The sequence below is a fragment of the Streptomyces kronopolitis genome (assembly GCF_050953795.1).
GTDB lineage: Bacteria > Actinomycetota > Actinomycetes > Streptomycetales > Streptomycetaceae > Streptomyces > Streptomyces kronopolitis_A.
Genome location: NZ_CP191850.1, coordinates 291,248 through 303,884, shown reverse-complemented (window position 1 = coordinate 303,884; position 12,637 = coordinate 291,248). Strand labels below are relative to the sequence as shown.

At 72.8% G+C, this 12,637-nt stretch carries 6 protein-coding genes; 3 read left to right on the top strand and 3 right to left on the bottom strand.

Going from position 1 to position 12,637, the window contains the following annotated elements:
• The first annotated feature begins 12 nt into the window (after positions 1–12).
• A complete protein-coding gene (locus ACQP17_RS01165) occupies positions 13–972 on the top strand; it encodes a class I SAM-dependent methyltransferase (RefSeq protein ID WP_433854480.1) in 960 nt (319 codons plus the stop codon).
• A 28-nt stretch (positions 973–1,000) separates the two neighbouring features.
• On the top strand, positions 1,001–2,350 hold the full coding sequence (locus ACQP17_RS01160; protein WP_433854479.1) for an acyltransferase domain-containing protein: 1,350 nt from the start codon (positions 1,001–1,003) through the stop codon (positions 2,348–2,350).
• A 185-nt stretch (positions 2,351–2,535) separates the two neighbouring features.
• Here ACQP17_RS01160 and ACQP17_RS01155 read toward each other — a convergent pair whose 3' ends face one another.
• The 3 genes from ACQP17_RS01155 to ACQP17_RS01145 form a co-directional block, all read right to left on the bottom strand.
• Positions 2,536–4,212, bottom strand: a complete 1,677-nt coding sequence (locus ACQP17_RS01155; RefSeq protein WP_433854478.1) for an MFS transporter — start codon at positions 4,210–4,212, stop codon at positions 2,536–2,538.
• Complete coding sequence (locus ACQP17_RS01150; RefSeq protein WP_433854477.1) at positions 4,209–4,946, bottom strand: TetR/AcrR family transcriptional regulator; 738 nt, start codon at positions 4,944–4,946, stop codon at positions 4,209–4,211. Before ACQP17_RS01150 ends, ACQP17_RS01155 begins: the two co-directional genes overlap by 4 nt.
• Positions 4,947–5,459: 513 nt before the next feature.
• Positions 5,460–6,125: a 4'-phosphopantetheinyl transferase family protein gene (locus tag ACQP17_RS01145; protein ID WP_433854476.1), complete on the bottom strand. Its 666-nt coding sequence runs from the start codon at positions 6,123–6,125 to the stop codon at positions 5,460–5,462.
• A gap of 490 nt (positions 6,126–6,615) precedes the next feature.
• Between ACQP17_RS01145 and ACQP17_RS01140 the strand changes: the two genes are divergently transcribed.
• Positions 6,616–12,636 (top strand): SDR family NAD(P)-dependent oxidoreductase, encoded by a 6,021-nt coding sequence (locus ACQP17_RS01140; protein ID WP_433854475.1) that lies wholly within the window; start codon positions 6,616–6,618, stop codon positions 12,634–12,636.
• Position 12,637 lies beyond the last annotated feature (1 nt).

Here is a 12,637-nt window from a genome sequence, read left to right as displayed (position 1 = left end):
CCGGAGACCCACATGAGTGCCAGCCCTGACGTCATGACCGCCTTCACCAGCGGTCTCGCGGACATCAACCTCGACGAGTCCGGCACCGCCCGCCGCGACGCCAACGCCACCGGCATGAAGTCCGCCAGCGCCGCCATCTACGACATGGCCGCCACGCTCTCCGGCCACGGGGCCCTGTGGAACTGGGGCATGCACGACCCCGCGCTCGTCGAGGAGATCCGCGCCCGGGTGCCCGGCTTCGGCGAGCCCTGGACCGACGGCTTCAGCGAGCAGCTCTACTTCCTCGCCCTGCGCGAACTCCCCATCGGCCTGGACGACTACGCCGGCCGCCACGTCCTGGAGGTCGGCTGCGGCATGGGGGAGGGCCTCAACTTCCTCTCCCGCGTCGCCCCCGGCGCCGGCATGACCGGCCTGGACCTGTCACCGAAGGCCGTCGCACGGGCCACCGCCACCCTGTCCCGCGGGGACGCGCTCACCTTCGTGCACGGCGACGCGGAGGACCTGCCCTTCGAGGACGGCTCCGTGGACGTGCTCGTCAACATCGAGAGCTCGCACACCTACCCCGACCTCGGCAGGTTCCTCGCCGAGGCCACCCGCGTGCTGCGCCCCGGTGGCTTCCTCAGCCACATCGACGTCTACACCCGGCAGCGCACGGAGACCATGCGGCGCACGGCGGAGGAGACCAAGGGCCTGGAGTGGACGGCCGACCACGACATCTCGGACCGGGTCCGTGCGGCCGTCCGCCGCCGGATGGCACCCGGCAGCCACTTCCGCACCACCCTCGGCAAGCAGCGCATGAACCCGCTGGTGCGCCAGATCGCCGCGCACAGCCAGATCCTCATGTTCGGCGGCATGTTCGCGGGCTACCGGCCGCCGCCCGCCATCAAGGCGCTCAGCAAGCTGGGCATCGTGCCGTGGATGAGCGGCCTGCCGATGGAGAGTTACCGCCACCGGATCGCCGTCCGCCGATGACCGCGGGCCGAAACCGAAAGGGGGAAGCATGAGCCCACGCCTGTTCGCCGTCGCCGCCGGCACCGAGGACCTGCTCCAGGTCCTGCTGTCCGCCCACCTCGACGGGGTCCGTGCCGGACGCGAACTGCCCTCACTCGCCCGGTACTGCCACGAGGCGGCGACGGCCACGACCGGAGCCCACCGGATCGCCTTCGCCGTCGACTCGTACGATGACCTGCGCACGCAGCTCGAAGAGGCCTGTGCGGGCGAGGTGGGCCGGGTCCCGGCCCAGGTCACGGCCCGGCGCCCCGGGCTGGTGTTCGTCTTCGCCGGACAGGGCGCCCAGTGGTACGGGATGGGCCGCGAACTCCTCGCCGGGCAACCGGTGTTCCGTGAGGCGCTGCTCCAGTGCGACCGGCTGGTGGGTGAGTTCGCCGGCTTCTCCGTCGTCGAGCAGCTGAAGCTGCCGGCCGGGGAGGCCCGGCTGGACGAACTGGACGTCCTCCAGCCGACGATGGTCTCCCTGCAGATCGCCCTGACCGCGCTCTGGCGCAGCTGGGGGATCACGCCCGACGCGGTCGTCGGACACAGCATGGGGGAGATCGCCGCCGCCCACACGGCCGGCGGCCTGAGCCTGCGCGAGGCCCTGATGGTCGCCTGTCGGCGCAGCGCGCTGCTGCGCCGGATCTCCGGCAAGGGGGCGCTGGCCACGACGGAACTCTCCCCGGCCGAGGCGCAGGCGGTGGCCGAGGCGAGCGGCGGCGGGATCAGCGTGGCGGGGGAGAACAGCCCCCGCTCCACCGTCCTGGCGGGGGATTCGCACTCGCTCGCGGCGCTCGTCGCCGACCTGGAGGCGAGGGACGTCTACTGCCGCGTCATCAAGGGGACGGTCGCCTCGCACAGCCACTACGTGGAGGAGCTGCGCGAGGACCTGCACGCCGCCCTGCGTACCCTGGAGCCGGCCCCTACCCGCCTGCCGATGTACTCGACCGTGACGGCGGAGCCGGTGCAGGGCGCCGGGCTCGGGGCCGCGTACTGGATGCGCAACTTGCGGGAGCCGGTGCGGTTCGCGGCCGCGGTGGAGCATCTGGGCGCCGCGGGACACGAGGTGTTCCTTGAGGTCAGCGCCCATCCGGTACTGCTGAGCCCGGTGCGCCAGACCCTCGAACACAGGGAGCGGCAGGGATGGCTGCTGCCCTCCGGCAGGCGGCGGGCCGAGGTCCGCTCCATGCTCGCCTCGCTCGGGACCCTGTACGCCTGCGGGCGGGAGCCGAACTGGGCCGCGCTGTTCCCGCAGGAGCGGGCCGGTGCCCTCACCCCGTACCAGGCCGCCGTACTGGAGGCGGTGCGCCGGCCCCGGCCGGCACCCGTGGCGGCGGGCCGGCCGGTCCTTGCCTAGAAGAACGAGCGAAGGCCGAGGGGCCCCCGTCCGGCCGGACGGGGGCCCCTCGGTGTCAGACGGCGCCGACCGGAGCGGCGGTGAGGCCGTACCGCCCCGGCTCCTGGCGCGGCACCCGACGTCGAAGAGGGTCCGACGCAGTGACACGGTGCGCGGATTCGACCGGTCGTCAGGGACGGGGCGTACTAGGCCGTTTCCCCCCGCCGGGCCCGGTGGTGCGGCAGGAGCAGCACGAGGGTGGTGAGTGGCACGAGGCCACCGGCCACCCAGTACAGCGTCTCGCTGTAGGTGGACACGAACGTCTTCGCGCGGATCTCGTCGAGCGCGCCACTGATCGTATTCCGGGTGCCGCCGTCGGCGCCCTGCACCAGGGTGGAGCAGGTGTCCGGAACCTTGGCCAGGTCGTCCTGGCCGAGTGCCTCGGTCGCGCAGTCCTTGAGGCCCGAGGCCTGCACGGGCGACACCGAGTGCACGGTGGGGACGACCCGTTCGGCCTGCGGCCCGGCGTTGCCCGCGAGGGCCGCGAAGAAGAGGCTGCCGATGACCGCCACGCCGAGCGCGGCACCGAGCTGGCCGGTGGCGTTGATGATGCCGGAGGCGGCGCCGGCTTCCTGCGGCTGGACCTCCCTGAGCACCAGCGCCGTCAGCGGGGGCATGAGCAGACCCATGCCGGAGCCGATCAGGAGCATGGACGGGATCGCGTGCCAGGAGGTGATGTCCGTCCCGAAGTGGCCGGCCGCCCAGGCGTAGGAGAGGATGCCCGCGAGCATCAGGGCGGCCCCCGCGAGCAGGCAGTAACGGCCGTAGAGCGGGGAGAACTTGCGGACGGCGAGTCCGCCGACGATCGGCACGCACAGGGAGAACGGGATCGCGGTCAGACCGGTGTGCAGGGCCGACCAGCCGAGTCCGGCCTGGAGGTAGAGGGTCCAGCTCAGGAAGAAGCCCGCGGGGATGGCGCTGAAGAGGAGCTGCACGCTGATGCCGGCGCCGAACGCGCGGACCTTGAACAGGGACAGCGTCACCAGCGGCGAGCCGTCCTTGCGGGTCTTGTGGCGTTCGTAGACCACGAACGCCACGAGGACGGGTGTGGTGGCGACGAGCGAGACGATGCTCCACAGCGGCCAGTCGAGCTCGCGGCCCAGCGTCAGCGGCACCATGAGCAGCAGCAGTCCGAGGATGATCAGCAGCATGCCGATGATGTCCAGGCGCTTCGCGTGGGGGGAGCTCGATTCCCGCATCCACTTCGCGGCGCCGATCAGGGCTACCACGCCGACCGGAAGGTTCACCACGAAGATGCTGCGCCAGCCGAGGTCCAGCGGGCTCCAGCTGATCAGGGCGCCGCCGATGAGGGGACCGGAGACGATGGCCACGCCGACCATGCTCGCGTAGAGGCTGACGACGCGGCCGATCTCCTGGGGGGCGAAGGAGACGTGGATGAGCGCGAGCACCTGGGGCACCATGATCGCGGCCGTGAGGCCCTGGAGCGCGCGGGCGACGACGAGTAATTCGGTGCTGGGCGCGGCGGCGCACATCGCGGACGCGAGGACGAAGCCGCTGACGCCGAGGAGGAACATCCGCTTGCGGCCGAAGATGTCACCGAGCCGGCCGCCGGTGATCAGCAGGACCGCGAAGCTCAGGGTGTAGCCGGCCGTCATCGCCTGGATGGCGACGGTCGAGGCGCCGAGGTCGCGTTGGATGCTCGGGATCGCCACGGTGATGATGTTGGCGTCGAGCAGGTCCATGAAGGTGGCGACCAGCAGGACGGTAAGCGCGAGCCACCGCTTCGGGTCGGGCTCGGGTGCGTCGGGGGTGACAGGTGGGCCGGCGTGCGCCGGCTTTTCTGCCTGTCCTGCCTTGTTCATGGGTTCTTCTCCAGGTTCTCGGTCGGGGGTTCGGCGGCGGGTGCCGCGGTGGGTCCGGCAGCGGTTGCGGTGCTGTGGGCGAGTGCGGTCCAGGACTTCATGAGGAGCTCCACCACGTCCACGACGGAGTCCGTGCCGCTGTCGGAGGGGAAGAGCACGCGCTGGATGGACAGCCCGTCGTCCAGCGCGTGCACGATCAGCGCCAGGAGCTCCACGGGCGCCGGCGTGGTCACGCCGCGCGCGGCGAAGCCCTGCTCCAGCGACTGGGCGAGCGCGTCCCGGGAGTGGCGCTCACGGTTCGCCAGTACGGGCAGCAGCTCCGGGTCGCGCAGTCCGTAGAGCCAGAGTTCGGTGCGCAGAGCGAGCCAGCTGGCGAGGTTCTCGTCGCGCCGGCGGTGCCAGGAGCGGAGGTGGGCGAGCATCTCCTCGAAGGTGGCCGCCTCGCGACTCAGCGCCTGGATCTCTTCCAACTCGTGTCGGGTCCGCTGTTCGAGCAGGGCGAGGACGAGCTCGTGCTTGCCCTCGAAGTTGCCGTAGAAGGCGCCCCGGGTGTAGCCGGCGGCCTCGACGATCTGCTCCACCGAGGTTCCGCTGACCCCCTGGCCGGCGAAGAGTGCGGCCGCCGACTGAAGGATCTGGTCGCGGGTGACCTGCCGGCTCTGCTGCCGGGTGAGTCGCTTGGTGATGGTGATCGCCTCCTTGACGCGCTTCCAAATACAGGACTGTATTCCCATACGAAGGTGTATCTGAAATGAATTAAGAAAAGGCAACGGCCGTGCTGCGGGGCGCGCATGTGAACGGGCTGCCACCGGTGCCCGAAGGCGTGGTGGCGGCCCGTGGGCGAGCGGCAGGGGCAGGCGGAGGCCGACCTCCTCGGCCGGCGCCCGCCAGGTGATGCCGTCGTAGCCGACCGAGCCGGGCAGTGAGTCCATGGCCGGGTGGGGGCCTGTGCCGGACTGGACGAGCCATTGCACCTCCCGGACCGGGAGGCGAACCGCCCTCGTGAAGGGCCGTCAATAGGGCGTTTCCTTTTCCTTCTTGCGGCATGTCGATCACCCTGCTGACGCACGAGGGGCCGCCAAGGTTGTGCTCGAGTTCCGGCCATTTCCCCGGTGCCCCCAGGCGGGGAGGTCACCCGGGGCTCGGCGAGTTGCTTGGCTGAATTCCTCTGGATCCTCCAGGGGGAATGCACTTGTCTCCCCTGCATTTCGGCCAGGCGTCGACCGTGGTCGGAATGCAGTCTTCCGTTACCGGCCGCCCACCTCGGGTGCGGGGGCGGCCGGTACGACGATCCCCGTCGCCACATACTCGACGCCCTCCCGGACGACGGTCCGCCAGTGACCGGTGAAGGTGTTCACCCGTCGCCCGCCGACCACCAGGCCGGGCACGTGCAGGGAGCTGCTGAAGGTGCCCCGCTCCGGATCGGGGGTGATGGTGCAGTCGCTGAAATCCATCAGCCGGCCCATCAGCGGGAAGCAGGTCTTGTACGTGCTCTCCTTCGCGCTGAACAGCAGCCTGTCCCAGGCCACGGCGGGATGGGACAGGGTGAGGCGGTCCAGCGTGCGCCGTTCCCCGGGTGAGGCCACCATCCTCTCGACGCCCCTGGGCACCGCGGAGTTCGGTTCGGCGTCGATCCCGACCGCGGCGACCGTCGCGGTCCTGGCGACCGCCGCGGCCCGGTAGCCGGGGCAGTGGGTCATGCTGCCCGCGACGCCCTCGGGCCAGCGGGGCGCCCCGGCGGGACCGGGGAGGATCGGCCCGGGTGGCACCCCGAGCCGGGCCAGGGCCGTGCGGGCGCACAGCCGGACGGTGGCGAATTCTCGTCGGCGTTTGTCGACCGCGCGCTTCACCCTGTCCGCTTCCTCCGGGTAGAGGTGGATGTCCGGCGGGTCGGTGAACAGCTCCACGATCACGACGTCCGGCAGCGTACCGACGAGTAGTCCGGGCCCCCCGGCGTCCGGGCGCGGCTCCGGCCCCGGCCCCGTGCGGGGGCCGGGGTTCACGCCGTCCGGCCAGGTCGGACCGGGCTTCCGTGCCGGATGGTGGATGCCGAGAACCGGCTCCGGAATTCCTGACATTGGCAACCCATTCCACTTGCGAAACCAGGCATTGTCGTCCACGATTCATTCTCGTCGGCCCTCGAATTCCGTGACGGGGAAGGGGGCCGAGCCAGGGGTGGCTTCAATGATCAGCCACATCAGTGGTCACTTCGCCATACAGGCCCGGCGTAAGTAGTTTCGCTTTTCAACTACTTTGCCGACTGGTGTGCCTGACAGGCCTTCAGGGATTTCATCGGGGGATGTAGATGATTCAGCGCTGTGATCAGTCGTGGCCGCATGCGCGCTGGGGCGCGCACCGGCCCGCAGCGTCCGCCGGGCGTACCGCAGCCGGGCGGGTGCCCATATGCTGACCCGCCGGATCGTCCTCGGCCTTCCCGCACTCTCCGTCGGCGGCCTCTCCGAGAACTGGCTGTTACGCGAGGCCGGCGACCTCCATTGGTCCCTGATCGGCGAGCACTTCGGCCTCCCGGTCGCGGAACTCTCCGACGCCGACGGCGAACGGCTGCTGCCCGCCTTCACCCGCGCCGGCCTGACCGCGGCCGGCTCCCTGCGCTTCTTCACCGAGCACGACGAGGGAGAGCTGACCGGCACTCTCGCCCGGCTCGACGAGCACGCCTTCGTCAGCGACATCCGCTTCGCCACGCCCACGACGTCGGTCGACGTCCGGCTCCTGACCTCCTTCGTCCGCAGGGGCCCCGGCAACTGGCTGGTCCCCGGCACCCCGCGCCACGAAGGCCGCGGCCCCGTGGCGGGCGCGAGCAGGGAACACCACGACTTCCAGGGCGAGTTCCGGGCCCACACCCGGCTGGAGGGCGACGGCGCCACCAGCCTCTACACCGACACGTACGAGCTGAACCCCTTCGCCGACGTGAACGCGGCGGGCCTGCTCTACTTCGCCTCGTACCCGCACATCAACGACCGCGGCGAGCGCAATTACGTACGGTCCGTGGTGCCCGGCGGCGAGTGGGCCGTCGACGCCGTCACCGTCAGCCGGGACATCGTCTACCTCGGCAACTGCGGTCTGTCCGACGCTGTGCGCTACCGCCTGGACGGGTTCCGGCGGGAGTCGGAGCACCGGGTGGTCCTCACCTCCTCCCTCCTGCGGGAACGCGACGGCCGGCCGCTAGCCCGCCTGGAGACCGTCAAGCGACTCGTCCGGCCCGAGGCCTTCGCCGCGCTCCCGGGCGGCGGCGCCACTCCGGCCGTCGCGATCGAGTCCGCCTCCGCTTCCGCCGCTGCCGTTTCCGGACCGCCGCGCGGCCCCCTGCCCGAAGACCTCGAAAGCCGGCTCCTGGCCCTGATGGAGACCGTGCTCGGGGAGCCCGCGGGCTCGCTGACCGCGGACGACGACCTGCGCCCGCGCGGACTGGACAGCCTGGCACTGTCCGAGGCCGCCGTACGGGCCGAGGACGAGGTCGGCTGCGAGATCGATCCCAGCACCCTGTTCCAGGCGTTCACGGTCACCGCCATGGCCCGCGTCGTGCGCGGCGAACGCCCGGATCCGGCCGCGGCCGCGCCGGCGGCCGCAGTGCCCGAGGCCCTGCCGCCGACCGAGAGACCCGGTGCCATGCCGATCGCCGTGATCGGTATGGCCGGCCGGTTCCCCGGCGCCCCCAGCGTGCCCGAACTGTGGGACCTCCTGGGCCGCGACGAGGACGCCGTCCGCGACGTTCCCGCGGACCGCTGGAACGCGGCAGACCACCCCGGTCTGGTCGGCAAGGCGGCCCTGCTCGACGACATACGCGGCTTCGACCACGAGTTCTTCGCCATCAGCCCGCGTGAAGCCGCCCTGATGGACCCCCAGCAGCGGCTGCTGCTGGAGACCGTGTGGGCGACGGCCGAGGACGCCGGACGCGATCCGGCCTCGCTCACCGGCAGCCGCACCGGCGTCTACGCGGGCGTGTGCCACTCCGACTACGCCGCGCTGATCGCCCGGCACGCCGGGCGGGACGAGCCGCACCTGAGCGTCGCGGTCTCACCCTCCCTCGTGGCCAACCGCGTCTCGTACACCCTCGGCCTGCGCGGACCCAGCGTCGCCGTGGACACCCTGTGCTCCTCGTCCCTGGTCGCCGTTGCCCAGGCCGTCGCCGCGCTGCGCGCCGGCGAATGCGACCAGGCGTTCGCGGGCGGCGTCAACGTCCTGTGCGACCCCGCCCGGCAACACGCCTACCAGCGCACCGGCGTGCTGAGTCCGCGAGGCCGTTGCCACACCTTCGACGACGAGGCTGACGGATACGTCCGCGGCGAGGGCGTCGCCGCCCTGCTCCTCAAGCCGCTGGACCGGGCGCTGGCCGACGGCGACCGCGTGCACGCGGTGATCCGCGGCGTGGCCGTCAACCACGGAGGGCAGGCCCAGTCCTTCACCGCCCCCAACCCCGACGCGCAGGCCGACCTGCTCGTCGCTGCCTACCGCGAGGCGGGCGTCGACCCGCGCACGGTCGGCTACCTCGAGGCGCACGGCACCGGCACGCGCCTGGGGGACCCGATCGAAGTCTCCGGCATGGTCGCCGCGTTCGAGCGGCTCTACGCGCAGTGGGGCCACGCACGTCCCACCGCGCCGCACTGTGCGGTCGGCTCGGTCAAGACGAGCATCGGCCACCTGGAGGCCGCCGCCGGAATCGCCGGCATGGTCAAGGTGATCCTGGCGATGCGGCACCGTACGCTGCCGGCCGCGCGCAACCTGAACCGCCCGAACCGGATGATCAAGATCGACGGTACGCCGCTGCGCCTCCAACGCGACCGCAGCGCATGGGAGTCGCCCGTGGGCGGCGGCCCCCTGCGGGCCGGGGTCAGCTCCTTCGGGATGGGCGGCACCAACGCGCATGTGGTCCTGGAGGAGGGCCCCCGCCCGGCGGCGGCCCCCGCCACGTCCGCTCCGGTGGTCGTGTCCGTCTCCGCCCGGACCCCGCAGGCCCTGCGGGAGTCCGTGGCCCGTCTGCTGGAGGTGGTCCGCTCCGCGGACGCCCCGCCGCTCGCGTCGATCGCGCGGACCCTGAGCACCGGGCGCGCGGCACTGCCGTACCGCGTCGCCGTCGAGGCGTCGGACCTCGGCGCACTCGCCGCGCGGCTCGCCTCCGTGCTCGACACCCCGCCGAACGCGCCCGTGAACGGACAGTCCGAAGGGGTGGGGCCGGCCGGGACGGCCCCGGACGCACCGCCCGTCTCGCTGCCGACCTACCCCTTCGGCCGCGACCAGCACTGGGTCGCGCCCGTCGCGGGCGCCGAACTCCTCACCACCGAGTGGACGGACGCACCGGCGCCGGAGACCGACGACACCGGCCGGCTGCTGGTGGTCACCACCGACCCGGAACTGGCCCGCACGGTGCTCGGCGACCGCGCCGTGGCGCACGTCCCCGGGGAGCCCGTACCCGAACTGGCCGGCCTCGGCGGGATCGTCGACCTCGTCGACTGGTCCGCCCCCGGCACCCTCGTCACCGAGCGCATCAGCCTGCTGCAGCAAACGCTCACCTCGAACCCCCGCGTCGGGCTGCGCTGCGTCCACGTCAGCGGCGCCGAACGCTCCGCGCTCGCGGGCTTCTACCGCTCCCTGTCCGGCGAGTTCCAGGCCCTCCACGGCCGCACCGTCCGCGTCGACGGCGGCACCGCCGAACTCGCCGCCGCGGTCCGGGCCGAGACCGCCGCCGTCGACCGGGAGACGGAGATCCGGTACGAGGGCACGCGCCGCCGCCGGCCCGTGGCCGCCTTCGCGCCGGCGCGGGCCGCCGAGGACCTGCTCGCGTGCGTCGACCGTGGCGCGGTGCTCATCACCGGCGGCCTCGGCGGCATCGGCCTGCGCCTCGCCGCCCACCTCGCCGACCGGGGAGCCCGCCACATCGTGCTCGTCGGGCGCTCCCGGGCGCCGGTCCGCAACCAGTGGGCCGCCCTCGTCGCCGCACCCACCACCGACCCGGCGCTGCGCGCCCGCCTCACCGCGCTGCTCGCCCTCGTCGAGCGGGGGGTGACGCTGACCGTGCGGACCGACGCCCTGGACGACGTCGCCTCCCTGCGCCGGCTGATCGGCCGGGTCAGGAAGCAGGCCGGCGGAATCGACGCCGTCTTCCACTGCGCGGGGGTCATGGACCCGCCCACGTCCTTCCTGTCCCGTACGCCCGAGGAGATCTCGAGGGTGCTGCGGCCCAAGACCGACGGGCTGCGGGTGCTGTGGGCGGCCTTCGAGGCCACGCCGCCCCGGCTCATGGTGCTGTTCTCCTCCGTGGCGGGAGCGGTGCCGTCCCTCGCCGCGGGCCACCTGGACTACGCGGCGGCGAACGGCGTGCTCGACGACTTCGCCGCCGCCCACGACACCGGCGCCTCCGGGTGCGTGGTGCGCGCCCTGCGCTGGCCCTTGTGGCGGGGCGTGGGCATGGGGCAGGAGCGTAGGAGTGCCGGCGGCGGGCTCGGCATCCCCGACCTCGCCGCCGACGACGCCCTGGAACTGCTCGACCTCGCCCTGCGGGTGCCCGGCGACCCCGTGGTCCTGCCGTGCCGGGTGGAGCGCACCGCCGTGGCCGCCGACGAGTTGCTCCTGGCACCGCGGCGCGCCGCGGCGCCGCGGCCCGCGCAGCCCTCGGCCGAGGCGGTTGCCGTACCGCACGCGACCGCACCGTACGGTGCGTCCGCCACGGCGGCGTCGCCGGACTGGCTGTACGCCGTCGTGGCCCGCACCACCAAGGTCGACCCCGGCCTGCTGGCGACCGACACCCTGCTCGGTGACATCGGCGTGGACTCGCTGCTGATGGCCGAACTCGTGCGCGCCCTGGAGGAGATCCTCGGCCACCCGGTCGATCCGAGCCTCCTCCAGGAGTACCCGACGCTCGGCGGCCTCGCCGCCGCGCTCGGCGCACCCCCGGCCGACCTCGTACCCGAACGGGCCGGCCCGCCCGCCCCCGCGGCGCCGACGCAGCCGTCCCGGGCCGACGAACGGACCCGGGCACAGGCCCCGGCCCCGACCCCGTCCCCGTCCCCGGACGGGCGGCCGACGCCCATCGCCGTGATCGGGATGGGCTGCCGACTGCCGGGCGCGTCCGACCCGGCGCAGTTCTGGTCAGCCCTGTTGGCCGGCCGCGACCTCGTCACCGAGGTGCCGGCCGACCGCTGGGACGTGGCCTCCCTCTACAGCCCGGACGGCGGACCGGGGCGCAGCCAGAGCAAGTGGGGCGGATTCCTCGACGACGCCGCCCTGTTCGACCCGGAGTTCTTCGGATTCGACGCCGAGGCGGCCCACCACCTCGACCCGCTGGCGCGCAAGGCGCTGGAGGTGTCCGTGGAAGCCCTGCGGGACGCCGGGTACCGCGAGGACGAGGTACGGGGAGGGGCGGTCGGCGTCTTCGTCGGCACCCGCACGGGCAACCACCGCGCGCACCTGCAACCCCCGCAGCGGGCCTACATCGCCGGCGTCAACCAGAACTTCGTCGCCGCCCACATCTCGCACTTCCTGGATCTGACCGGGCCGAATCTCGTGGTCGACAGCGCGTGTTCCTCGTCGCTGGTGACCATCCACCTGGCCGCCCGGAGCCTGGCGTCGGGGGAGACGTCGATGGCCCTGGCCGGAGGCGTGGACCTGCTGTTCGACGAGGAGCCCTACCTCATGCTCAGCGCCGGCAAGGCGCTGTCGCCCACCGGCCGCTGCCGTACCTTCGACGAGTCCGCCGACGGCCTCGTCCCGGGCGAGGGCGCCGGGATGGTGCTCCTCAAGCGCCTCGACGACGCCCTGCGCGACGGGGACCGGGTGCTGGCCGTCATCGAGTCCTCGGGCGTCAACAACGACGGCCGGACCATGGGGCACACCACGCCGAGCGGCCGCGCCCAACGCACGCTGATCTCCGACGTGTTGACGCGCGCCGGCGCCGACGCCCGCACCGTCGGCTACGTCGAGGCCCACGGCACCGGCACGATGATCGGCGACCCGATCGAGCTCCAGGCCCTGACCGCCGTGCACCGGACGTACACCGAGGACCGCGGCTACTGCGGCATCGGCAGCGTCAAGAGCTCGATGGGGCACCTGCTCAGCGCCGCGGGCGTCGCCGGATTCATCAAGGCGGTCCAGATCCTGCGGCACGGCCGGCTCGTGCCCACGCTGCACTGCGACCGGCCGAACCCGCGCTTCGCCTTCGCCGACTCGCCCTTCTATCCGGTCACCCGGGTGACGGACCTGCCGGCCGGGAGCCGGGTGGGCATCAGCGCCTTCGGCTTCGGAGGCACCAACGCCCACGTCCTGCTGGGCCCCGGCACCCCCGGGGAACCAGGACGACCGGCGCTGCCCAAGCCCGCCTACCGGCGCAGCAGATTCTGGCGCCTGCCCGCCGCGCCCGGACCGGTCCCCACGCCGGTCCGCTCGGCCCGGCTCGACCTGACCTTCCCGTAAC

Bases quoted from the DNA above. Each gene is read 5' to 3' on its own strand.
- ACQP17_RS01140 (WP_433854475.1), top strand. From the start codon at position 6,616: ATGCTGACCCGCCGGATCGTCCTCGGCCTTCCCGCACTCTCCGTCGGC.
- ACQP17_RS01150 (WP_433854477.1), bottom strand. From the start codon at position 4,946: ATGGGAATACAGTCCTGTATTTGGAAGCGCGTCAAGGAGGCGATCACC.
- ACQP17_RS01165 (WP_433854480.1), top strand. From the start codon at position 13: ATGAGTGCCAGCCCTGACGTCATGACCGCCTTCACCAGCGGTCTCGCG.
- ACQP17_RS01160 (WP_433854479.1), top strand. From the start codon at position 1,001: ATGAGCCCACGCCTGTTCGCCGTCGCCGCCGGCACCGAGGACCTGCTC.
- ACQP17_RS01155 (WP_433854478.1), bottom strand. From the start codon at position 4,212: ATGAACAAGGCAGGACAGGCAGAAAAGCCGGCGCACGCCGGCCCACCT.